25 protein-coding genes are annotated in these 22,324 nt (G+C 64.2%); 12 read left to right on the top strand and 13 right to left on the bottom strand.

Annotation, left to right across the window (positions count from 1 at the left end):
* The first annotated feature begins 12 nt into the window (after window positions 1-12).
* The 5 genes from LB543_RS19890 to LB543_RS19870 all read left to right on the top strand — a co-directional run bounded on the left by LB543_RS19890 (window position 13) and on the right by LB543_RS19870 (window position 2,909).
* The gene (locus LB543_RS19890; RefSeq protein WP_224615282.1) at window positions 13-666 is read left to right on the top strand and encodes a hydrolase; all 654 of its coding nucleotides are present in this window, start codon (window positions 13-15) and stop codon (window positions 664-666) included.
* 231 nt (window positions 667-897) lie between these two features.
* The gene (locus tag LB543_RS19885; RefSeq protein WP_224615324.1) at window positions 898-1,440 is read left to right on the top strand and encodes a rod-binding protein; all 543 of its coding nucleotides are present in this window, start codon (window positions 898-900) and stop codon (window positions 1,438-1,440) included.
* Window positions 1,441-1,453: 13 nt separating this feature from the next.
* On the top strand, window positions 1,454-1,879 hold the full coding sequence (locus tag LB543_RS19880) for a hypothetical protein (RefSeq protein ID WP_140755974.1): 426 nt from the start codon (window positions 1,454-1,456) through the stop codon (window positions 1,877-1,879).
* Between the two features lie 29 nt (window positions 1,880-1,908).
* Window positions 1,909-2,430 carry a hypothetical protein gene (locus LB543_RS19875; RefSeq protein ID WP_140810547.1) on the top strand — a complete coding sequence of 174 codons (522 nt, stop codon included), beginning with the start codon at window positions 1,909-1,911 and terminating at the stop codon, window positions 2,428-2,430.
* A 194-nt stretch (window positions 2,431-2,624) separates the two neighbouring features.
* Window positions 2,625-2,909, top strand: a complete 285-nt coding sequence (locus tag LB543_RS19870) for an SCP2 sterol-binding domain-containing protein (protein ID WP_224615281.1) — start codon at window positions 2,625-2,627, stop codon at window positions 2,907-2,909.
* An 81-nt stretch (window positions 2,910-2,990) separates the two neighbouring features.
* Here the strand turns inward: LB543_RS19870 and LB543_RS19865 are convergent, their stop codons facing one another.
* Together LB543_RS19865 and odc2 are read right to left on the bottom strand one after the other, a co-directional pair.
* Entirely contained in the window at window positions 2,991-3,566 is a 576-nt protein-coding gene (locus LB543_RS19865) for a GNAT family N-acetyltransferase (protein WP_224615280.1), read from the bottom strand.
* A gap of 98 nt (window positions 3,567-3,664) precedes the next feature.
* Entirely contained in the window at window positions 3,665-4,798 is a 1,134-nt protein-coding gene (gene odc2, locus LB543_RS19860; protein WP_224615279.1) for an ornithine/lysine decarboxylase, read from the bottom strand.
* Window positions 4,799-5,338: 540 nt separating this feature from the next.
* Here odc2 and LB543_RS19855 point away from each other — a divergent pair.
* The 4 genes from LB543_RS19855 (at window position 5,339) to LB543_RS19840 (ending at window position 9,466) form a co-directional block, all read left to right on the top strand.
* Window positions 5,339-6,535, top strand: a complete 1,197-nt coding sequence (locus LB543_RS19855; protein WP_224615278.1) for an amidase — start codon at window positions 5,339-5,341, stop codon at window positions 6,533-6,535.
* Window positions 6,536-6,538: 3 nt separating this feature from the next.
* The gene (locus LB543_RS19850; protein WP_140755984.1) at window positions 6,539-7,438 is read left to right on the top strand and encodes a LysR family transcriptional regulator; all 900 of its coding nucleotides are present in this window, start codon (window positions 6,539-6,541) and stop codon (window positions 7,436-7,438) included.
* A gap of 136 nt (window positions 7,439-7,574) precedes the next feature.
* Entirely contained in the window at window positions 7,575-8,243 is a 669-nt protein-coding gene (locus tag LB543_RS19845; protein WP_140755986.1) for a DUF1007 family protein, read from the top strand.
* 77 nt (window positions 8,244-8,320) lie between these two features.
* Complete coding sequence (locus tag LB543_RS19840; RefSeq protein WP_263498769.1) at window positions 8,321-9,466, top strand: nickel/cobalt transporter; 1,146 nt, start codon at window positions 8,321-8,323, stop codon at window positions 9,464-9,466.
* 41 nt (window positions 9,467-9,507) lie between these two features.
* On the opposite strand, the gene denD is transcribed toward LB543_RS19840, so the two are convergent.
* The 4 genes from denD to LB543_RS19820 form a co-directional block, all read right to left on the bottom strand.
* Complete coding sequence (gene denD, locus LB543_RS19835; protein ID WP_224615277.1) at window positions 9,508-10,485, bottom strand: D-erythronate dehydrogenase; 978 nt, start codon at window positions 10,483-10,485, stop codon at window positions 9,508-9,510.
* 12 nt (window positions 10,486-10,497) lie between these two features.
* Window positions 10,498-10,710 (bottom strand): hypothetical protein, encoded by a 213-nt coding sequence (locus tag LB543_RS19830; RefSeq protein WP_224615276.1) that lies wholly within the window; start codon window positions 10,708-10,710, stop codon window positions 10,498-10,500.
* Between the two features lie 92 nt (window positions 10,711-10,802).
* Window positions 10,803-11,786, bottom strand: a complete 984-nt coding sequence (locus LB543_RS19825) for a cation diffusion facilitator family transporter (RefSeq protein WP_224615275.1) — start codon at window positions 11,784-11,786, stop codon at window positions 10,803-10,805.
* Window positions 11,787-11,800: 14 nt separating this feature from the next.
* Window positions 11,801-12,487: a GNAT family N-acetyltransferase gene (locus LB543_RS19820; RefSeq protein WP_140755994.1), complete on the bottom strand. Its 687-nt coding sequence runs from the start codon at window positions 12,485-12,487 to the stop codon at window positions 11,801-11,803.
* Between the two features lie 83 nt (window positions 12,488-12,570).
* Between LB543_RS19820 and LB543_RS19815 the strand changes: the two genes are divergently transcribed.
* Together LB543_RS19815 and LB543_RS19810 are read left to right on the top strand one after the other, a co-directional pair.
* Entirely contained in the window at window positions 12,571-13,755 is a 1,185-nt protein-coding gene (locus LB543_RS19815) for a pyridoxal phosphate-dependent aminotransferase (RefSeq protein WP_224615274.1), read from the top strand.
* Window positions 13,756-13,905: 150 nt separating this feature from the next.
* On the top strand, window positions 13,906-14,280 hold the full coding sequence (locus tag LB543_RS19810; RefSeq protein ID WP_224615273.1) for a YciI family protein: 375 nt from the start codon (window positions 13,906-13,908) through the stop codon (window positions 14,278-14,280).
* Between the two features lie 33 nt (window positions 14,281-14,313).
* Here LB543_RS19810 and LB543_RS19805 read toward each other — a convergent pair whose 3' ends face one another.
* The 4 genes from LB543_RS19805 to LB543_RS19790 form a co-directional block, all read right to left on the bottom strand.
* Entirely contained in the window at window positions 14,314-15,069 is a 756-nt protein-coding gene (locus LB543_RS19805) for an SDR family oxidoreductase (protein WP_224615272.1), read from the bottom strand.
* Complete coding sequence (locus LB543_RS19800) at window positions 15,066-15,248, bottom strand: hypothetical protein (RefSeq protein WP_224615271.1); 183 nt, start codon at window positions 15,246-15,248, stop codon at window positions 15,066-15,068. Before LB543_RS19800 ends, LB543_RS19805 begins: the two co-directional genes overlap by 4 nt.
* Before the next feature lie 122 nt (window positions 15,249-15,370).
* Complete coding sequence (locus LB543_RS19795; RefSeq protein WP_224615270.1) at window positions 15,371-16,108, bottom strand: tellurite resistance TerB family protein; 738 nt, start codon at window positions 16,106-16,108, stop codon at window positions 15,371-15,373.
* A gap of 118 nt (window positions 16,109-16,226) precedes the next feature.
* Window positions 16,227-17,159 carry a rhodanese-related sulfurtransferase gene (locus LB543_RS19790; RefSeq protein WP_140756003.1) on the bottom strand — a complete coding sequence of 311 codons (933 nt, stop codon included), beginning with the start codon at window positions 17,157-17,159 and terminating at the stop codon, window positions 16,227-16,229.
* 199 nt (window positions 17,160-17,358) lie between these two features.
* Here LB543_RS19790 and LB543_RS19785 point away from each other — a divergent pair, with 199 nt between their 5' ends.
* Window positions 17,359-17,997, top strand: coding sequence for a 2-dehydro-3-deoxy-phosphogluconate aldolase (locus LB543_RS19785; protein WP_224615269.1), 639 nt, complete (start codon window positions 17,359-17,361; stop codon window positions 17,995-17,997).
* 76 nt (window positions 17,998-18,073) lie between these two features.
* Here LB543_RS19785 and LB543_RS19780 read toward each other — a convergent pair whose 3' ends face one another.
* The 3 genes from LB543_RS19780 to LB543_RS19770 all read right to left on the bottom strand — a co-directional run bounded on the left by LB543_RS19780 (window position 18,074) and on the right by LB543_RS19770 (window position 22,193).
* Window positions 18,074-18,250, bottom strand: coding sequence for a hypothetical protein (locus tag LB543_RS19780; RefSeq protein ID WP_140810563.1), 177 nt, complete (start codon window positions 18,248-18,250; stop codon window positions 18,074-18,076).
* 169 nt (window positions 18,251-18,419) lie between these two features.
* On the bottom strand, window positions 18,420-20,258 hold the full coding sequence (locus tag LB543_RS19775) for a DUF882 domain-containing protein (protein WP_263498765.1): 1,839 nt from the start codon (window positions 20,256-20,258) through the stop codon (window positions 18,420-18,422).
* A gap of 399 nt (window positions 20,259-20,657) precedes the next feature.
* A complete protein-coding gene (locus LB543_RS19770) occupies window positions 20,658-22,193 on the bottom strand; it encodes a sigma-54-dependent transcriptional regulator (RefSeq protein WP_224615267.1) in 1,536 nt (511 codons plus the stop codon).
* Window positions 22,194-22,324: the final 131 nt, after the last annotated feature.

Genomic DNA, 22,324 nt, shown 5'->3' with positions numbered 1-22,324 from the left:
AAGGAAGTCTTGATGACCCCTCGCAACGGCCTTGATTCGCTTCTTCGTCCTGAAGACTCGGTCCTCGTTCTGATCGATCACCAACCTTATCAGCTCGCAAACCTGAACAGCCACGATCCGCACATGGTGGTCAACAACACGACCGCGCTGGCGAAGCTGGCAAAAGCCTTCAATGTTCCGACCATTCTCACCAGCGTGATCGCCGCGCGCGGTGGACTTCTCTTTAAGCAGATCACCGACGTATTTCCGGACCAGGAAGTCATCGATCGCACCTGGGTGAACACCTGGCAGGACGAGAATGTGGTGAACGTCGTCAAGGCGACCGGCCGCAAGCAGCTGATCATCGCCGGCCTGTGGACCGAGGTCTGCGTCGCAATGCCTGTGATCCAGGCGGTCGGCGAAGGCTGGGACGTGACCGTGATCGCCGACGCGTCGGGCGGCATTTCGAAGGAGTCTCACGAAGTTGCCATCCAGCGAATGATCACGGCCGGCGCGAACGTGATGACCGTGATGGCGCTCGCTGGCGAATGGCAACGCGATTGGGCGCGCACCGAGCATGTCGAGGAGTTGACCGAGATTCTCATCCAGCACTTCGGCGGCAGCGGCATCGCGTATCTTTGGGAGCAGCAGCTTCTCAACACGCCTGTGCCGAGCACGGTGCGCTGATTTGGGGGGGGTGACGAAAGTCTTGAGCGATCCGCTCCGAACAAGCTGATTGCATATCGACTAGCGTCATCCCCTCATGTTCTGCTTCTGGCACTTGGCAGACCCGATTCCCGCCCCTGCGCCTCCCACTCCCCGCAAGCCTGCCACAAGCTTGTTGAGGCATGGTCCGGGCTAAGGAAACCCGGCAAAAGGCGGACCTTCTTGGCGATCTCTCCACCCAGCGACATCGTGATGGATGTCGCCCGAGCTGCCGATCCGATGGATATAGAGGCTGCCCGCGCCGCGCTGACCAAGCGCGCCGGGAGCGTCGCCGGCACGTTTTCGGTCGACACCGCGGCCTCGGTCGATGCCGGCTCGATCCTGTCGCGCGCGACGGCTGACAAGGCTGCGGCGACAGCCGATCCTGCCAAGAAATTCAAGAAGTTCGAGGCGATGGTCTTGCAGACCTTCATCCAGAACATGCTGCCCAAGGATACCGAGGGCGTCTACGGCACGGGTCTCGCCGGCGACATGTGGAAATCGCAGCTCGCCGAGCGCGTCGCCGACGTCATGGCCGATCGCGGCGGCATCGGCATCGCCAAGTCGCTGCTCGCCGACCACTACATGGACGGCAGGCGCAAGGTGCCGATCGGCCCGGTTTCGAACGGACCGGAAAAGACCGAGATCGATCAGCAGACCCGTCTGTCGACCTCGCTCGTCCAGGAATTGCAGCGCAAGGCCGCCAAGTCGATGACCGGCGACGAGACAACCATAAAAACAGACATCAAGATCTAGACTGGGAAACACCATGGCCGACTCTTCCGAATTGACCGCCAACCTGCCAGCGCGCGCGAGCGCGTCGGACGCACCGACCGCCTTTGCACGGCCTGGAAACCTTGCTGCCATCATCGGCCGCATCGAGGAGGTGGTCGAGGAAGAGACCGCCGGCATCCGCACCGACACCGGCTATGACCTCAAGGCGTCGAACGCCCGCAAGAGCCGTTATCTCTACGAGCTGACCCGTGCCATGAAGGGCGGCAGCGAGGCCGAATTCCTCGAGCAGCACCGCGAGGGCCTGACCCGGCTGCGCCAGAAGCTGGCGAAGAACGAGGCCGCCATTCTGGCGCATCTAAGCGCCGTCAACGAAGTCGCCGGCCTGCTGCGCAGCGCCATCCAGCGCGCCGAAACCGACGGCACCTACTCCGCCGGCGAGTTCGGCAGGCAAAAAGGTTAGAGCGCGGCGATGCCGGGCTCGGGATCAACATGATCAAGGTCATCGCCATAGCGGTCTGGATCTGCGCCGCCACGCTCGGCGCGGTGTTCTATTCGTTCCAGGCCGCCGGCGAACGCGGCGTCGGCGAAAAACCCAAGCCGATGCTGGGCGGGTTGGACTACGTCAAGACCGACGTCATTTCGGTGCCGCTGATCCACGATTCGAAGATCGACGGCTACTTCCTGGCCAAGCTCGTCTATACCGTCGAGCCGGAACAGATAAAGAAGCTGTCGATCCCAGCCGAGGCGCTGATTACAGACGAGGTCTACACCTATCTCTACGCCCACCCCCAGATCGACTTCAGCAAGAAGGCGACGGTCGACCTCGATGCCTTTCGCGGCGCCATCCGCGACACGATCAACACCCGTGTCGGCGCAACCCTGGTCCATGAGGTCCTGATCGACCAAGTCAATTTCCTGAGCAAGGATGAGATCCGCGACAACTGGCTGCGCCGGCGGCAGGACGCCGGCACCCCGGCGCCCGAGACTCCCAAGCCGGTCAGCGCGCATTGAGCGATCGGCCATCGGCCCGCTGCCGCCGGTCCCGATAGTGGTCGGCGGTCGGCCCAGTTCCACCAATTCGCGTTGACGTAAACGTCAATCCAAAGCTATATGCGGCAGCGATCATGATCGCCAGTGATGCCGCATGGACTTCGGCTGGACCGAAGTGCCGATGCGTGACGGATGCAACCAGACAGGAGAACAGCGTGAGCGTTCAGGAGATTGCCGAGAAGATCAAGTCGCGCGTGGCCAGCAGCGGGTTCGATCGTTCCGTGAAATTCGACACCGGTAGCGACGGCGTCATCGTCATCGACGGCGCAACCGTCTCGACCACGGATGCTCCCACCGACTGCACCATCAAGCTGTCGCTCGACGATCTGGATTCTCTGATCGCGGGCGACCTGAATCCGACCATGGCCTTCATGACCGGCAAGATAAAGGTCGAAGGCGACATGACCGTCGCCATGGCGCTGAGCCAGTTGATCGGCTGAACGGACGCAGCCGCCAGAAGCGGCCTTGAAATAGCAAAACGCCGCCTTTTCAGGCGGCGTTTTGTATTGAAGGAGCCGCGCTTAAGCCTCACGCGCCAGGATCTGCGCCTGCGCCTTGAGGTTGCGGCCGGACGCCTTCAGCGTACCCTCGGCGCCGTCAAGCGCGCCATCCACCAGTTCCAGCGCCAGCAGGCGGTGCCGCTCGTAAGGCCCCGGCATGGCGAGCGCACCGGTCCTGGCGGCCGAAAAGCCGAAGCGGCCATAATAGGGCTCGTCGCCGACCAGCAGGATCGCCGCGTGGCCGAGGCGCGCGGCTTCCGCGATCGCATGGCGCATCAGCGCCGAGCCGATGCCGGCACTCGTGAGCGAGGGATCGACGGCGAGCGGACCAAGCAGCAGCGCTGCCGGACCGCCCTCGCCCAAGGTGACGTCCCATAGCCGCACCGTGCCGGCCACGCCGCCCGAGGCATCGCGCGCGACGAAGGCCAGGCCCTCGGAGGGCCGGCGGCCGCGCCGCAGCTTCTCCGACGATTTGGTCTTGCGCTTCGGACCCATGGCACGATCGAGCAAGGCTTCGCGCGCCGCCACGTCGGCAACGGTTTCGGCGACCATTACGATGGCCGGCGCATGAGCCACGATTTCAACTGACATTTCCATTTCCGCGATCCCTTCACGAGCGGAGATCTGTTCCACAGGCGAGCCCAAGCGGGCGACGGGCGCCCACCAGGGGTGATCTGAACAGCTCTAGCGAGCCGTCAGATCACGTAGGATCGGAGAGGCTCGAAGCCGTTGAAGGCGACAGCCGAGTAGGTGGTCGTGTAGGCGCCGGTGCCTTCGATCAGCACCTCGTCGCCGATGGTCAGCGACAAAGGCAGCGGATACGGCGTCTTCTCGTACATCACGTCGGCCGAATCGCAGGTCGGGCCGGCGAGCACGCAAGGCGCGGTCTCGGTGCCGTCATGCGCGGTGACGATCGGGTAGCGGATCGCCTCGTCCATCGTCTCGGCCAGACCGCCGAACTTGCCGATGTCGAGGAACACCCAGCGCACATTGTCGTTGTCGGCCTTCTTCGAGATCAGCACGACTTCCGACTTGATGACGCCGGCGTTGCCGACCATGCCGCGGCCCGGCTCGATGATGGTCTCCGGAATGGCGTTGCCGAAATGCTTGCGCAGCGCCGAGAAGATCGCCTGGCCATAGGCCTGCGCCGCCGGCACGTCGCGCAAATAGCGCGTCGGGAAGCCGCCGCCCATGTTGACCATCTTGAGCACGATGCCTTCTTCGGCGAGCGTCGCGAACACCTTCTTGGCGTCGGCCAGCGCACGGTCCCATGCGGTCAAGTCGGTCTGCTGCGAGCCGACATGGAACGACACACCATAGGCGTCGAGGCCGAGGCCCTTGGCATGGCGCAGCACGTCGACGGCCATGTCAGGCACGCAGCCGAATTTGCGCGACAGCGGCCATTCGGCGCCTTCGCCATCGGTCAGCACACGACAGAACACCCGGGCGCCGGGAGCGACGCGGGCGATTTTCTCGACCTCTTCGACGCAGTCGACCGCGAACAGCTTGATGCCGAGCTGAAAGGCGCGTGCGATGTCACGCTCCTTCTTGATGGTGTTGCCGAAGGAGATGCGGTCCGCCGGCGCACCGGCGTCCATCGCCATCTCGACTTCGGCAACGGAAGCGGTGTCGAAGGACGAGCCCATCGCAGCAAGCAGGCGCAGGATTTCCGGCGCCGGGTTTGCTTTCACCGCATAGTAGATCCTGGAATCGGGCAGAGCCTTCTCGAAGGCGCGGAAATTGTCGCGCACGACATCGAGGTCGACGACGAGGCAGGGGCCGGACGGGCGTCGGGTGGCGAGGAAGTCGAGGATGCGCTGTGTAGCCATCGGGTTTCTCCATCGCGCCTTTCGGCGCGCACAAGGGTGCGGACACGGGCTTTCGGCCTCGCGAACACGCGGTCAAACAAAGGCGGGACGGAAAATCCATGGAACCAGCCGGTGGAGACCCCGGAACCATGAAACGCCGTCTCGCGGCGATGAACCTTGGCCTTGCCCGGCTTCGGTTCGCTTTGTCTGCCTTGGCTTGGATTGGGAGAACCCCGTTCCGCACTGCCGGCAATGAAGGTGTGCCTCTTCAGTAACCCCGGTCTTTGGACAACCGGCAGAGAACCAGAAAGGCCCGCACCGTCGTTGCTTCAAGGTGTCCTCGGTCTGCGGTTGGCCGCTAAACCGACTGGAGGGGTTGGCTCCAGTTACCTTACCGATTTCCTCACCATTCGAGGACCGGCGGACACCCACAGGCACGTGCGACTTTGGGCAAGCGCGATATAAGAGCGAAGCATTTCACAATCAATAAAAATCGTATCCCAGGTTGTAAAATTTCTGGCATCGAACAATGTTGGCGCAACCGTATCCGGATATCGAACGATGACAGGCACGCACGGCCCCTTCAATGCCTTTCTCGACCTTCGCCAGATGCCGGTGGCCCATGCCGAGCTTGGGCCGCTGGCCGGGCTGCGGCTGGCGGTCAAGGACATTTACGACGTTGCCGGCTACCGTACCGGTTGCGGCAATTTGCAGAAATTCGCCGAGGGCCACGCCGCGTCGCGCACGGCACCCGCCGTGCAGATGATTCTCGACGCCGGCGCGCGTTTCGTCGGCAAGACCCAGACCGACGAGCTCGCCTTCGCTCTGTTCGGCCAGAACGCGCATTTTCCGTTTCCGGTGAATCCTGCGGCTCCCGACCGCGTCACCGGCGGTTCGTCGTCGGGGTCGGCGGCGGCGGTGGCGGGCAGGCTGGCCGGCATCGCCACGGGGTCCGACACCGGTGGTTCGATCCGCGCGCCGGCAAGTTTCTGCGGGCTGATCGGGCTCCGCACCACGCATGGCCGCATTTCCCTCGAAGGCACCATGCCGTTGGCGCCCAGTTTCGACACGTTTGGCTGGTTCGCCGACGACATCGAAACCTACGAGACCGTCGGCAAGTTGCTGCTCGGCCGCGACCCGCACCAGCATCCGCTCGACCGCCCGCTGACGCTCGGCTGGCTGGACGAAATGGTCGCCCGGCCGGCACTCGCCGAATATGCGGGAATGAAGGCGCTGGCCGGCGCGGTTTTCGGCACGCCGGCGACGCCGACGACGCGCTTCAGCTCTCCGCCGGATGAACTCTATTGGTGCTTTCGCCGGCTGCAGGCCAGGGAGGCCTGGACGGTGCATGGGGAATGGATCACCAGCGGCGAACGCGACCTTGGGCCTGGGGTCGAGGAGCGTTTCGGCTTCGGCCGTGCGGTCGACGACCGGACGGCACAGGCCGAAAAAGTGCGCCGGCTGACCTTTCGCGGTGAATTGAGCGCCCTGCTCGGCAAGGACGGCTTCCTTGTCCTGCCGACGGTGCCAGGCCCGGCGCCATACGTCGACAGCACACCCGAGCAGTTCCAGGCCTATCGCGAGCGCGCCTTGCATCTTCTGTGCCTGGCCGGGCTCTCCGGCTTTCCCCAAATCACCTTGCCGATAGGCTCGGTCGCCGGCGCTCCTTTCGGCCTGTCGCTGCTTGGCCCTTCCGGCAGCGACATAGCCCTGATACGGCTCGGCCGAAAACTACTCGATGCCGCACGAAAGGCTTGATTCATGGACACATTGACGCGCATGCGCGCCTTCATCGACGTCGTCGAGGCCGAGGGCTTTTCGGCGGCGGCGCGCAAGATCGGCCGCTCCAAGGCACTGCTGTCGAAATATGTGCGCGAGCTGGAGGACGAGCTCGGCGCGCTGCTGCTGAACCGCACCACGCGCCAGTTCTCGATGACCGAGGCCGGGCACACCTACTACCGCCGCGCCTCGGAGATCGTGCGCGAGGTCGACAGCCTGGCCGACGCCGTGCGCGAGTCCTCCGGCGACGTGCGCGGCCGGATCAAGCTGTCGGCGCCGCGCACTTTCGCCGACGCGCCGATCGGCCAGTCGCTGATCGACTTCGCCAAGCAATATCCCGATATTGTCCTCGACATCCAGCTCGACGACCGCTTCGTCGATCTGGTCGAGGAAGGCTTCGACCTCGCGGTGCGCATCTCGCGGCTGGAGAACTCGTCGCTGATCGCCAGACGGCTGGCGCCGTTTTCGATCAAGCTCTGCGGCTCTCCCGACCTGATCGCCAGGCACGGCATGCCGACACGGCCCCAGGATCTCGGCCACATGCCCTGCATCGTCGACACCAATGGCCGCGGCCTGAACAACTGGCCGTTCAAGGGCGACAATGGCGATCCGGTGAGCATCGCCGTGTCGGGTCCGATCGAGGTCAACAGCCCGATGGCGGCGCGCGCCGCGGCCTTGTCGGGGCTTGGATTCTGCATCCTGCCGGATTTCATCGCCGCGCCCGACCTCAAGAGCGGCCAATTGGTGGCGGTGCTGGATGACCGCATCCTGCCCGGCGGCGGCATCTTCGCCGTCTACCCGCATCGCCGCTATCTGCCGGCGAAGGTGCGCGTTTTCGTCGACTTCCTGGTGCAGTGGTTCAGGACGCGCGAGAACGCCTGACCAGCCTCAGTGTGCGTGTCGTTGTCCCGAAACCGCTTCGCACTTTTGGGTGACATGCGCCGGCGGTCCCATTTTCGCCCCCTTTCTGGTAACCTTCGACAACTCTCTCCGAAAGCCAAGGGAATCGCGACCGCGAATGCATTTGAAACGGCACGCAATCATGCTGGCTTCGGCCTTGGCGGCGACCTTTGCCGCGACGGGACCCGCCGAGGTGCATCCGCACGTCTTCGCCGAGGCACGCCTCGACGTCATCCTGTCCCCGGATCACCAAAGTGTGAAAGCGTTGCGTCACCTGTGGCGCTTCGACGACCTGTTTTCGAGTACTGTGATGATGGAGTTCGACAAGAACTCCGACCTGAAGCTTGACGACAAGGAGCTGAAGGAGGTCGCCGATACCGTCCATGCCTCGCTGGCCGAGTTCAATTATTTCCAACTCGTCACGCAGAACGGCAAGGACGTGACGATGGTGCCGCCGCCGCATCTGATGGCCAATTTCGACAACGACCAGTTGATCATCCTGTTCGAGTCCGAACCCAAGGTGCCGATCAAGCTGACCGGCACGATCGACATAGGCGTCTACGATCCGACCTTCTACACGGCGATCGACTTCACCGAGGATTCCAACATCACCGTCGAGGGGCTGCCGTCGAACTGCACGAGCAAAGTCGTCCGGCCGGACCCGGACGAGGCGATCAAGGAAAACCAGAAGACCCTGACGGATGCTTTCTTCAACGATCCGACAGGCACCGACATGAGCAAGATCTTTGCCACCAAGCTCGAACTGACCTGTCAGCCAGAAGGATAGATCCGGTGAACCTGATCGGGAACTGCTCGAAACCGTCCCTGCGTCTGGCATTGGGCCTGTTGGCCCTCACCTTTGCCATGATGCATTTCGCCAATGCCGCGCACGCCCAGAGTTCGCTCGGCATCGGCGTCAATGACGGCATGGCGCCGACCACCGGTCCGTTCGCCCATATCCTGATGTGGATCAATCTCAGGCAGCAGGAATTCTATCGCGCGCTGGCGACAGCCATGAAGGCGATGCGCCAGGACAACAGCAAGATCTGGATACTCGTCGGACTGTCCTTCGCCTACGGCATTTTCCACGCCGCCGGCCCCGGCCACGGCAAGGCGGTGATCTCGTCCTACATGGTGGCAAACGAAGTGGCGCTGAAGCGCGGCATCCTGTTGTCCTTCGTCTCGGCGCTGCTGCAGGGCCTGACGGCGATCCTGGTCATGCTGCTTGCATATTTCGTCCTGCGCGGCACCACCATCTCGATGACCGATGCGGCCTGGTTCATGGAGATCATGAGCTTTGCCCTGGTCACCCTCTTTGGCGCCTGGCTTTTGTGGCGCAAGCTGGGTCCAGCCGTCCTGCGCCTGTTTGGCAAGGGGCCGGCCTACAGCCTCTCGGCGGCTCACGCCGGTCATTCCCATGCGGGCCATGCTGGTCATTCCCACGCCGGCCATTCGCATGGCGCTCACGACCATACCGCGCATGCACATTCCCATGCACTTCACGCGCATGGGGACCACGACCATGCGCATGGCCATTCGCACGATCATCACGACCACGGCGCGCATGGCCACCATCATGACCATGGCGCGCACGATCATGCGCATCACGACCACGCCAGCGGCGAGGTCTGCGAAACCTGCGGCCATTCGCATGCGCCCGATCCGGCGCTGCTGTCGGGCGACCGCTTCGACTGGCGTACCGCATGGTCGGCGGTGGCGGCGGTCGGCATCCGCCCCTGCTCCGGCGCGCTGATCGTGCTGAGCTTCGCGCTTCTCAACGGGCTCTGGCTCGGCGGCCTGCTGTCGGTGCTGGCGATGTCGATTGGAACCGCCATCACCGTTTCGGCGCTGGCGACGCTGGCCGTGACAGCCAAGAACTGGGCGGTCTATTTCGCCGGTGACGGCCGCATGGGCAACCGCATCCATCCGATCGTCGAGATTGGCGGCGCGGCCTTCGTGTTCCTGTTTGGACTGCTGTTGCTGTCGGCGAGCCTGACAGGCACCGTGTAGAGCTGCCCATACCGTTGGATGGGCAAGGCGCACCGCAACTCCTAACCGGGAATCTTGCCGCCGAGCTCATCCTCGATATGGGCTCGGATGATTTCGTCAAAACTCTTCTCGGCGCTGAAGCCAAGCTCCCTTGACCGCCGCGCCTCGAACCGCGTCGGCCAGCCCTTGACGATCGCCCAGATCGTCTCGTCGGGCACCTCGCGGATCAGGCTTACCGCCTTCGATCCGGCGATGCGTTCCAGCGCCTCGATCTGCTCACCGACGGTGACGGCGACGCCCGGCATCGTCAGGTTGCGGCGCGGCCCGACAGCATTGCCGTCGATGCCAGCCGCATGGATCAGGAAATTCACCGCCGAGCGCGGGCTGGCGTGGGTGTGCACGACCGAGCGCGGCACCGGCAGGATCGCCTCCTGCCCGCTCAGCGGTTCGCGGATGATGCCGGAGAAGAAGCCGGAGGCCGCCTTGTTCGGCTTGCCCGGCCGCACGCAGATCGTCGGCAGCCGGATGCCGATGCCATCGAAGAAGCCGCGCCTGGAATAGTCGGCGAGCAGCGCTTCGCTCATCTGCTTTTGCGTGCCGTAGGAAGTCAGCGGCGTCGGGTGGAATTCGTCCGGTATGACATCCGGGAACGGCGCGCCGAACACCGCGATCGACGAGGTGAAGACGACGCGCGGCGCGAACCCCGCCAGGCGGATGGCCTCGAAAAGCGCGCGCGTGCCGTAGAGGTTGACGCGGTAGCCGAGTTCGAAATTCGCTTCCGCCTCACCCGACACGATGCCGGCGAGGTGGAAGACGACATCGGGGCGCGAAGCAACAAGACCTTCTGCGGCGCCTGCTTCGGCAAGGTCACCCGTGTGCAGTGCGACGCCGACGCCGTCCATGGCTGGCGCCTGCGGCGGCACGATGTCGTGCAGATCGAGCGCGGTGATCTTCTTGCCGCGCAACGTGCCGTCCTTGGCCAGCCGGGCGATGAGCTTGCGGCCGACCATGCCCGCGGCGCCAGTGATCAGAATGCGCATGTCCGATACCCCTTACTTGTCCCGATTTTTGCGCTGGGTGCGCGCGCGCAGCCAGAACACCAAGAAAAACGCCAGCACGAAGGCGGTGCCGAAGATACCCGCCAGCACGGTCGAATAATTGCCGAGTGCCAACATCACGGTCGGCAGGTAGAAAACGGCAATGCCGAACAGAAGCATGATCCAGACCGCCGCGATGGCCGCATTGCGCGTCTCACGGTCCATCATGCCGCACCACCGGAGCGGCGGTCGTTCATCGGGCTGAGTTTCAAAGCTGGAGAACTCCTGAGGCAGATCCGATTAATGGTCATCGATCGGACCTAGTGATAGTGGCCATGATGCGGGGCCGCATCGTGCTCATGCTCATGCTCGTGGTCGTCGCCATCGTCGGCGCACTGGCCGAATTCCGATTCCACGGTGGCATGGCTGATGCCGTGCTCGCTGGCAAGCCGCTTCTTGATGGCACTGACCGCCTGATGCGCATCGACGCCCTCGTCAAGGCAGGCGTGCAGTGTCGCCATGCTGCTCGTGCCGTCGATCGACCAGATATGCATATGGTGCACTTCGCGCACGCCCTTGACTGTTGTCTGGATATCCCCGGCGATCAGGTCGCGGTCGAGGCTTGGCGGCACGCCTTCGAGCAGGACGTGGGCGGCGGCGCGCATCAGCGACCAGGCGGTGGACAGGATCAGCAGCGAGACCAGCACGGACAGGATCGGGTCGATCGGCGTCCAGCCGGTCGCCACGATGACCAGTGCCGCCACGATCGCGGCGGCCGAGCCGAGCAGATCGCCAAGCACATGCAGGATAGCGCCACGCATGTTGAGGTTGTCTCGATCGCCGCCATGCAGCACCAGGAAGGAAGCTATGTTGACCAGCAGGCCGAGGATCGCCACCACCAGCATCGGTCCGCCCAGCACCGGCGCCGGTGTCAGCAGGCGATTCCATGCCTCGTAGACGATCCACAGCGCGATGACGAAGATGGCGATGCCGTTGGTGTAGGCTACCAGCGTCTTGACCCGGCCGAACCCATAGGTGAGCTGGCCGGTCGCCGGCCGGCCTGCCAGATGGAAGGCATACCAGGCCAGGCCGAGCGCAATGGCGTCGGCGAGCATGTGGCCGGCATCGGCCAGCAGCGCCAGCGACCCCGTAAACAGGCCGCCGAGCGCCTCCGCCACCATGAAGCCCGCGGTCAGGCAGGCCGCGATCAGGACGCGCTTCTTGTCGGTCGAGCCATGCATATGGCCGGCGCCGTGGTCATGCCCGCCGTGATCGTGCCCGCTGTGATCGTGGGTATGCGCCAAATGGCAAACTCCCGTTACGCGCCGAATTCCGCGCGAAAATCCTCCAGGCGGCGTTTTTGCTGGCCATCGGCGTCGAAGTTGGCCGGATCGAGCCAGGCTTCATAGGCCTTGCGCAGAGCCGGCCATTCCTTGTCGATGATCGAATACCACGCGGTGTCGCGGTTTTCACCCTTGACGATGAGATGCTGGCGGAAAATGCCCTCGAACTTGAAGCCGAACCGTTCCGCCGCGCGCTTCGACGGCTCGTTGCGGTTGTTGCACTTCCACTCGTAGCGGCGATAGCCGAGTTCGTCGAAGATGTATTTCATGAACAGGAACTGCGCTTCCGTCGCCGCCGGCTTGCGCGAAATGAGCGGTCCCCAGTAGATGTTGCCGATCTCGATGACGCCATAGGCCGGATCGATGCGCATCAGCGTCTGGCGTCCCGCTATCTTGCCGCCGGCCTTGTCGATGACCGCGAAGAACAACGGATCCTCGCTCGCCTCCACCTTGTCCAGCCAGGGCTGGAAGGCGGTGCGGGTTTCCGGCGGATAATCGGGCAGCCAGGCGAAGCGGCCGTCGACATCGGCTACGGACGACGCTTCATAGAGGCCGTCGCCATGTGTTGCGGCACTCAGCGGCTCGAGCCTGACATAGCGGCCCTCCAGCACCTTGCGCTCGGGCCGCGGGCGCGGCTGCCAATTTTCAAGATTTTCCGACACCAGAAACTCCAATCCGTTTGACTTTTGCGAGCGGACGCTCACAAAAACGCTGCCGCAGAGTAAGAACCACAGGGACGGGAAAAATGCTCCACACGATTTCGGCCTTCGACCGTCTCGGCGAGGAAAACGCCTTTGCCGTGCTGGCGCGAGCAACGGCACTTGCCCAACAGGGCCGCGACATCGTCAATCTCGGCATCGGCCAGCCCGACTTCAAGACGCCGCAGCACATCGTCGAGGCGGCGATCAAGGCGCTGCGTGACGGCCATCATGGCTACACGCCGGCCAACGGCCTTCTGGCAACGCGCGAGGCGGTGGTGCGGCGCACGCTGACCACCACCGGCGTCGAGGTCTCGCCCGAGGCGGTGGTGATCATGCCCGGCGGCAAGCCGACCATGTTCGCCGCCATCCTGATGTTTGGCGAACCCGGCGCGGAGATCCTCTATCCCGACCCCGGCTTTCCCATCTACCGCTCGATGATCGAATTCACCGGTGCAACCCCCATTCCCGTGCCGATGCGCGAGGAGAACGGCTTCGCCTTCTCGGCGCAAGAGACGCTGGCGCTGATCACGCCGAAGACCAGACTCCTGATCCTCAACTCGCCGGCCAACCCGACCGGCGGCGTCACGCCCCGGGCCGAGATCGAAAAACTGGTCAAGGGGCTGGAGAAGCACCCCGACGTCGCCATCCTCTCCGACGAGATCTACGACGTCATGACCTACGACGGCGAGACGCATTGCTCGCTGCTCGGCTTTCCCGAGATCCGCGACCGGCTGATCGTACTCAATGGCTGGTCGAAGACCTGGGCAATGACCGGCTGGCGCATGGGCTGGTCGATCTGGCCGAACGGCGACAAGGGCGCCCATCTCTACGACAAGGTGCGCAAGCTGGCGGTCAATTGCTGGTCCTGCGTCAACGCGCCGAGCCAGTTCGCCGGCATCGCTGCGATCGACGGCCCGCAGGACGACGTCGACAAGATGATGCGCGCCTTCGACAACCGCCGGAAGATCGTGGTCGAAGGCCTGAACGCCTTGCCAAACGTCTCCTGCATCACGCCCAAGGGCGCCTTCTATGCCTTCCCCAATGTATCGAAGACCGGCTGGAAGGCCAAGAAGCTCGCCTCGGCGCTGCTCGACGAGGCCGGTGTGGCGCTGATCGGCGGCCCCGATTTCGGCATTCTCGGCGAAGGCTATATCAGGCTTTCCTACGCCAATTCCGAGGAGAACATCCTGCGCGCGCTGGAGCGGATCGGAGCGTTTCTGGCCAAGTGAGGCTCAGCGTCCGCCGCGCGAGCCCGGATCGGTGCCGCCGCCTTCCATGACGGTGTCATGAGCCGTCCGGAGGCGCTTGGGCAAGGCTGGGCGAGCATGCCGAAAACGGCTACGACTTGCCCGGACCGGATCGAGATCGGGTGACCTCAGATGTTTTATGCAATCCTTGCCTATCACGTGGAAGATGCGATCAAGGCGCTGACGCCGCAGGAAGATACGGCGCTGATGGCCGAGTTGCTGAAGATAAACACCCGGCTCCACGAGGAAGGCACGCTTGGACCGTCCGCGCGTCTGGGGGCAACACAGGATGCCTGCACCCTGCGCGGGCCAGGCGACGGCATGATTGTCGACGGCCCCTTCGCCGAGACCAAGGAACAGTTGCTCGGCCTCTATGTCGTCGACTGCGCCACGAGAGAGGACGCCATCGCAATCGCCCGCGACCTTCGCCGCGTCAATCCTACCGCCGTTTACGAAATCAGGCCCATTTTGCTCTTCAAGCCCGGCGTGCCGCTGGCTGGCAAATGAAGCGGCGGCGAAAGCCCTGCCGCCACCCGCCGCTTAGCCGCGCCCGACGAAGGGCATCTTGGTCGCCATCACCGTCATGAACAGCACGTTGGCGTCGAGCGGCAGGCTGGCCATGTGCACGACCGCGTCGGCAACGCGCTGGACATCCATCACCGCTTCGGCGGCGATCGAGCCGTTGGCCTGCGGCACGCCGACCGTCATCGGCTGCGCCATCTCGGTCAGCGCATTGCCGATGTCGATCTGGCCGCAGGCGATGTCATAGGGACGGCCATCGAGCGCCAGCGTCTTGGTGAGCCCCGTGATGGCGTGCTTGGTCGCCGTATAGGGCACGGAGCCCGGACGCGGCGCATAGGCCGACACCGAGCCGTTGTTGATGATGCGGCCGCCCATCGGCTTCTGCTTGCGCATGGCGCCGAAGGCAGCGCGCGCACACAGGAACGAACCGGTGAGATTGACGCCGACAATATCGTTCCACACCTCGACCGGGATCTCGTCGATCGGCGTCGACTTGTAGCCCATGCCGGCATTGTTGAAGAGCAGGTCGACGCGGCCAAACGCCTCCGCCACCGTCTCGAACAGATCGTCGACCTCGCCGGCCTTGCTGATGTCGCAGGCAACCGCCAATGCCCTGGCCTCGGTCGGGCCGATCTTGGCGATCGCGGCATCCAGCACCGGCTTGCGGCGCCCGCAGAACACCGTGTTCCAGCCCGCCTTGAGCAATGCCGTGGCGACGCTCTTGCCGATCCCGGTGCCGGCGCCGGTGACGATGGCGGTTTTTTGCTCGGTCATGGCAGTTGTCCTTCGGCAGCGCTGTGCGTGCTCGCCTGATCCACAAGTTTGGTTCGAATGGAGAAGGCATCGCAAATGATGGCGGCGATGGCAAGCGCGGCCACCGGGGCATGCCCTCGAAAAGTGAAACGCGTTTCTTGGGAGAGAACCCGGCGAGCACCGACAAAAAGGGCGGTCATTGGCGACCGCCCTGATCTGAACCGGGCTTGGGAGGAGGAAAGCCGATCCGACTGTGTAGAATCATGCGCTTCCTGAGTTAACGAATGGTAAACGCCTCCAGGGCCCTCTGTGCCAATCCGGGTTACCACCGCGGATTGGGTGACGTACCCTTGGCGGCCGGCACTTTCGCCGCCGAAACCGTTGCCTCGACATGGTCGATCAGGGCATCCGGCAGGCCAAGCCGCCCGGCAAGCAGGTCGAGGTAACCGCGCTCGGCGCGCGTGTCGGGGTCGATGGTGAGGCGCGACGCGGTATAGAGCTCGAGCTTCTGCGCGTCGGTCCTGGCGCCGGCCACCAGCGTGTCGAGGTCGAGCGGGCTCTCCAGTTCCGCCATCAGGAATTTTTCCGCGTCTGCGCCGATACCGGCGAGGCTGAGCTTGCCGGCGATCTTCTGGCGTTCCTCGTCGTCGACATGGCCGTCGGCCTTGGCCGCCGAGATCATCGCCCGCACCAGGGTCAGCGTGAACTCATCCTCGCCTTGCGGCGCCTGCGACGGGTGGAAGGCGGTATCCTTGGGTGGCGGCAGCAATTCCGGCTCGCCGGCGGCGGGCGCCTGTTCCGGTGCGTTGCCGGCCTTGTAGTTCTGGTAGGCCTTGTAGGCGAGGCCACCGATGGCGGCCAAGCCGCCGAGCTTCACCGCGGCACCCGTCACCTTCCGGCCAGCGCCGGTCCCAAGCAGCACGGCGGCCAGCGCACCGGCGGCCAGCGGATTATCCTTGGCCATCTGCACCGCCTGGCCGGCCTTGTCGCGGACCGTGCCGCTGGTGCCGGGAACTTGCGAGCCGAGCAGCTCGTCGAGAAGCTTCTTGGGATCGAACATCGATGCCTCCAGGATTTGCCCGGCCGAACGGGCAGGTTTCGAACGCGGAAGACGTAGGTCCCGAAGCTTGACATTGCAATGACAGGCGGCCCCGGTTTGCCCGGCCCCGGCGCCTCGATCAGGATCCGATATGCGGTCCCCTGCCCCGGGCTTGCGCGAGCTCGACCTGCCGCTGGCGCTCTGCGTAGCGCTTGCGGTCCTCATCCGAGCGGGCGTCGAAGCAATGCGGGCACGAAACCCCGGCGGCATATTTCGGCGACATCAGGTCGCTCTCCGTCAGCGGATGGCGGCACGCGCGGCACAATTCCGCTGCGCCCTCCGCGAGGCCTTGCGACACCGAAACCCGCTCGTCGAAGACGAAGCATTCGCCTTGCCAGAGGCTCTGTTCGGATGGAACCTCCTCGAGGTATTTGAGAATGCCGCCCCTGAGGTGGAACACGTCCTCGAAGCCGAGCGACTTCACATAGGCGGTCGCCTTTTCGCAGCGTATGCCGCCGGTGCAGAACATCGCCACCTTGCGGCCTTCGAGATCCGCCCGATGCGCTTCCACCCAGGCCGGGAACTCGCGAAAGCTCGCCGTCGCCGGATCGACGGCGCCCTTGAAGGTGCCGATCGAGACCTCATAGGCGTTGCGCGTATCGATGACGATCGTGTCGGGTTGCGAGATCAGCGCATTCCAGTCGCCCGGTTCGACATAGGTGCCCGCGCTTGCCGCCGGGTCGATAGTCTCGACGCCCATGGTGACGATCTCGCGCTTCAGCCGCACCTTCATGCGGTGGAACGGCATGGCCGCGGCACTGCTGTACTTGACCTCGAGGCCCGCCAGTCCGTCGATGGCTTGGATATGTTCGATCAGCGCGGCGATCGCTTCCTCGCTGCCGGCTACGGTTCCGTTGATGCCCTCGTGAGCCAGGAGCAGCGTACCCTTGATGCCGCGGCCGCAGCAGAAGGCCGCAAGCGGCGCGCGCAACGCCTCGAAGGCGTCGAGCCGGGCAAAACGGTAGAGCGCGGCGACGCGAACTGGCTGGGATGGCGCGGGCGGTGTTGTCATTGCCTGAGCAACTAGACGCTCGTGGAAGCCGATTCAAGGCGAAACGGGTCGGGCTGCCTGTCATGGCCTTGTCGAGAAAGAACCTTTAAGCTTGATGGCAGCGCGTGACATCGCGCCGCGACCGGTTTCGTGGACAGGGCAATACCCGTCTGCTAATCGGTTGAAATACCCTTCGATGCGGCCCGACAAGGAGAGACAGATGCCCAGCAAGACCGAGAAACTCCTGTCGCTCCTCAATGGCCAGCCAGTCATTCCGGTGTTGAAGATCGCCAACGTCGCCGATGCGGTGCCGCTGGCCCGTGCTCTGGCGCGCGGCGGCTTGCCGGCGATCGAGATTACGCTCAGGACAGCGGATGCGCTCGAAGCGATCCGTCGTGTGGCGGGCGAGGTCGAGGAGGCCATCGTCGGCGCCGGCACCATTCTTGACAGCAAGCAGTTCGACGAGGCGGCCGGCGCCGGGTCGCGCTTCATCGTCAGCCCCGGCATCACCCGTGAGCTTCTGGCTGCCGCCGCCGACAGCGAGGTCCCGCTGCTGCCCGGCGCGATCACGCCCGGCGAGATCATGGCCGCGCGCGAAGCCGGCCTGCGCTTCCTGAAATTCTTCCCGGCCGAACAGTCCGGCGGCATCGCTTCGCTGAAGGCCTTCGCCTCGCCGCTGGCCGACGTCAAATTCTGCCCGACCGGCGGCATCACCGGCAAGAACGCTGCCGACTATCTCAGCCTGTCCAATGTCGTCTGCGTCGGCGGCTCGTGGGTGGCGCCCGACGACATGGTCAAGGCCGGCAAGTGGGACGAGATCGAAGCGCTCGCGCGGGCCGCGAGCAAGCTTCAGCGATAACGCCTGTCGGCTCGGCACGAAAGAGCCCGGCCGACTTTCGCCAACCGGGCCGCATTGCTTTCTTCTCAAGCACAGGTCAGTTGCAGACCCTGACCCTCTCGACCACCCTGTGATGGTGCTGCCAATGCGTGACCACCTTGGTCCTGCAGTGATGCCTACCATGCTTGACGATCAGAGTTTCAGCTTGCGATGGGCCGATCGCGGCCGATGCTGCCGCCACTGCCAGAACCGATGCCAATAGTATCTTCTTCATGAATTTCCTCAGGTTGGAACGTACCCACACCAACTGGGAAACGAGGAAGCGGTTCCGGCTTCACGAGGAGTTCAGCAGCACGTGATCCATCGCCGATGCATCGTGCCTCGGACAGCAAAAAGCCGCGCGGGTCGCCCGGCGCGGCTTCAGCAATATTGTGGCCTGTTCGTTACTTCGTCTGGAAGCGGGCGACCGACAGGAACTTGACGGCATTGCCGGTGAAGCGGCTGGCGTCGGCCATCTGGTTGCTCGGCTGGAAGCCGGCCGTATAGACCTCGCTCGGTGGCGTATGCACGATGTTGTAGGCGTAGCCCGGCGCGGTCGTCGCGCTCGAAACGGTAGCGACGTTCTCGCCGCTGGTCAGTGCCCAGCGGGCGGCCTGCGGCGCCGCGGCAACCACCACGGCCCTGGGGCCGGGTTTCTGATCGCGGGCGGTGGCCCTGGCCTCCTTGCGGGTCGTTTTCACGCCGGCGCCGATCGCGGCGACCGGATCGGAACCGGCAGGACGGGCGGCAACAGCCTGGCGCGGCGACGCCGCATCGACACCCGACGGATCGTTGAAGGCCGAACGCGGCTCTTCGGACAACGAAGCCACCTGATATTCGGCGGCGGTGCCGACCTGAGCATTGGCTTCGTCGAGCACGGCCTTGACGGCGTCGGGCTTGGTCGGCTCGGGACGCGCTGTCGGCAGGACGGAGAACGCATCCGTCGCGGTCTTGTCCTGGTCAGCCGTTTCGGCCAGCGCCATCAGCACGTCCTTGCTGGGCGGCGGTGCGAGGTCCGCCGGCAGCGAGTGCTCGGGGCGCCATGTCGGCAGGGGAATGTTGTTGACGGCAACCTGCGCCGGATCGGCGGCGGCGGCTTGCGCGATGGCTGCCGGATCGGACTTGCCGAAAGGCATGTTCGCCGGCGCCTGCGCGGTCGCCACTGCCTGTTCGGTGGTGGCCGTCGCATCCGCCATGGCGAAGGGAACATTCTCAGGCTGTGCGCCGACATCGGCCTTCGGCCGCGGCGCGAAATCGGGCAACGGGATTTCCTTGGCCGGCAGCGCCGCGATGATCGTCTCCGGCGTGTTCTTCTCAGGCTCCGGAGCCTGCTCGTCGGCAAGCTGAGGAATGTCGGCGCGCTGGGCATTCTCCGGGGCCACGATGGCGATACCAGGCAGGTTGCTCTTGGCGGTCGGGGCCGGCTTCAGATTTCTAGCCTTGGGCGCAGGTGCGGCCGAAGCGGTCTCCACGTCGGCGCTGTCGTCGGCCTCGTCGGCGCCACCGCCGCCAAACAAGGCAGAGAGGAACCCGCCGGATTTCTTGCCGCTGCCGCCGGCGCTGGCCATTTCGATATTCGGAGTGCCGGAACCCTTGCGCGATTGATAGGAGGCCAGCGCCTGTTCATAGCCAGGCAGCGGCCGGCCGTCGCTCGGCACATGCAGCGTCTTGCCATTGGGGAACAGGCTGACCAGTTCCTGGCGGCTGATGCCGGGCCAATGGCGCACATTGCCGACATCCATGTGGACGAATGGCGAACCGGAGGCCGGGTAATAGCCGACGCCACCGCCCTGCATCTTGAGGCCGATATTGCGCAGCTTCTTCAGCGGCACGCCGGGAATATAGAAATCCATCGCCTTGCCAAGCATGTGCTGGCTCTTCTCGGCGACGCCGCGGCTGCGGCTGCGCAGCATCGAATTGGTCGATGGCGAACGGTAGCCGCAGACGACCTGGATATAGTCGGTTGAGCCGCTTTCGCGATACGCTTCCCAGACCAGATCCAGCAGACGCGGGTCCATCTTGGTCGGCTCGTTGCGGCGCCAGTCGCGCAGGATGATGTTGATCTTCCTCAGGCCCTCGGGAACGTAGCGGCCATTGCGCTTGTAGACGATCTCCGCCTTCTCGTGCGTGTGGAGGTGGTAGAGCTTCAGCGAACGAACTTCGGCCTGGGCGCCCGAGGCGGCCGCGGCGACAAAACCAAACGCGACAATCACCGCCGCCAACCATCTCGGCCAGACGCTCAAATGATAGTGCCGCCCGTTTGTGAGTCGTTCGATTCTGTTCAAATCAAAAGGCCTTGCAGGCTGCCGTTTGTCCCCGGATTTGCCCAAACGGACGTGTCGTTATCACATCCGAATATCGATCCTAATGGTTAATCATCGCTTATTGAAGCCGAAATGCGGTAACACGGTGGCAATATCCCGTCAAAAATTGTCCGCAGGGTTTCTTGGTAAACCGCTGGTTTAGATTATGTTTTCCGGCTTTGGCCGAACACGATCTGTTACCGTTAGCCTTAATGCGTGAACACTGCCCCCTTAGTCGTCCTCCAGCCGTCACAGTTCGGCTGCGATACTTGATCGGGATGCAGTATCGCAAAGCAAGCTGTTCCCGGTCTTGCGCGATTGTCACTCGGGTGGGCGCCGTCAGGAAGCGAGGCGATCGACGCGGCCGGTTTCCGGGTCGATGCCGTATTCCTTGAGCTTCCGGTAAAGCGTCGAGCGGCCGATGCCGAGCCGGCGGGCGACCTCGCTCATCTGGCCATTGTAATGATCGATGGCGAGCTTGATCATTTCGAGTTCGACATCGGCCAGCGCACGCACATTGCCGCGCTCGTCGAGTGCCCGCAGCATGCCGAAGCGGGGCTGCGCCCCGGCCGGCTGCTCGCGCACGGGAGCGGTCTCGTCGGACACGACGTCCTCATCGCGCGGCGCCAGCGGCGGCGCGGCGGCGCCTGCTTCGAACGTGTCGTCCGCGTCAAGATTGACGGTGCCTTCCACCTGCGCCCGGATCTGCGGAAAATCGACGGCGGTCAGCACATCGCCTTCGCACAGCACCGAGGCGCGGAAGACGGCGTTTTCGAGCTGCCGGATATTTCCGGGCCAGTCATAGGCCTGCAGCACCGCGAGCGCCGCCGCCGAAATGCCCTTCAGCCGATGGCGCGGGTCGGCCGGCGCCACCTTTTCCATGAAATGCGTGACCAGATGGGGAATGTCGTCGCGGCGGTCGCGCAGCGGCGGCACGAAGATCGGGTAGACGTTCAGCCGGTAGAACAGATCCTCGCGGAACTTGCCGTCCTTGACCTGCTGCAGGAGGTTGCGATGCGTCGCCGAAATCAGCCGGATGTCGACCTTGACGGTCGAGCGACCGCCCACGGGATCGACCTCGCCCTCCTGGACGGCGCGCAACAGCTTGACCTGCACGTCGAGCGGCAGGTCGCCGATCTCGTCAAGGAACAGCGTGCCGGAATGCGCCTCGACGAATTTGCCGGTGTGCTTGTCGGTGGCGCCGGTGAACGACCCTTTCTCGTGGCCGAACAGGATGGACTCCACCAGATTGTCGGGGATGGCGCCGCAATTGACCGTGACGAACGGTTTCGAGCGACGGTCGCCGCTACCTTGGATGGCACGCGCCACCAGTTCCTTGCCGACGCCGGATTCACCCTCGATCAGGATCGGGATGTTGGAGGCCGCCGCTTTCTGGCCGAGGCGTATCACCCTGTCCATGGCCGGACTGTGGGTGATCATGTCCCTAAAGGTCAGCAGCCCGCCGCGTTTGCGCGACGTGCGCTTGACCTCACCCTCGACCGCTTCGACCTTGAGCGCATTGGAAATCGAGGCCTGCAGCCTGTCGGGCGAGGCCGGCTTGACGACGAAATCGAAAGCACCGTGGCGCATCGCCGAAACCACGGTTTCGATACCGCCCTGCGCGGTCTGCACGATGACCGGCACGCTGATGTCGCGCTCGCGCATCGCCTTCAGCACGCCGATGCCGTCGAGACCGGGCATGACCAGGTCGAGGATCACAACCGAGACGTCGCGGGCGCCAGGCCCGTCGAGAACTTCGAGGCCGGCAGCACCGCCATCGGCGACGATCGCGGTATGGCCGAACCGCGTCACCGCCGCCTCGAGCAGCCGGCGCTGCACGGGATCGTCATCGACTATGAGTATGGAACCTGTCATGACTGTCTTGGTTTGCCCGCGCCCGAAATCCCCATGGATCATCTTGGCACAGGGTTCTAAATAAGGTTTCAAAAAACCCGGTGAACGAATTCCTTAGGATTTGACCGGCTTCTCCATTCCCTTGATCCTGG

The sequence above is a fragment of the Mesorhizobium sp. ESP7-2 genome (assembly GCF_020164715.1).
Taxonomy (GTDB): Bacteria; Pseudomonadota; Alphaproteobacteria; order Rhizobiales; family Rhizobiaceae; genus Mesorhizobium.
Note: the sequence above shows the minus strand (reverse complement) of the source record. Positions and strands in the feature narration are given on the sequence as shown.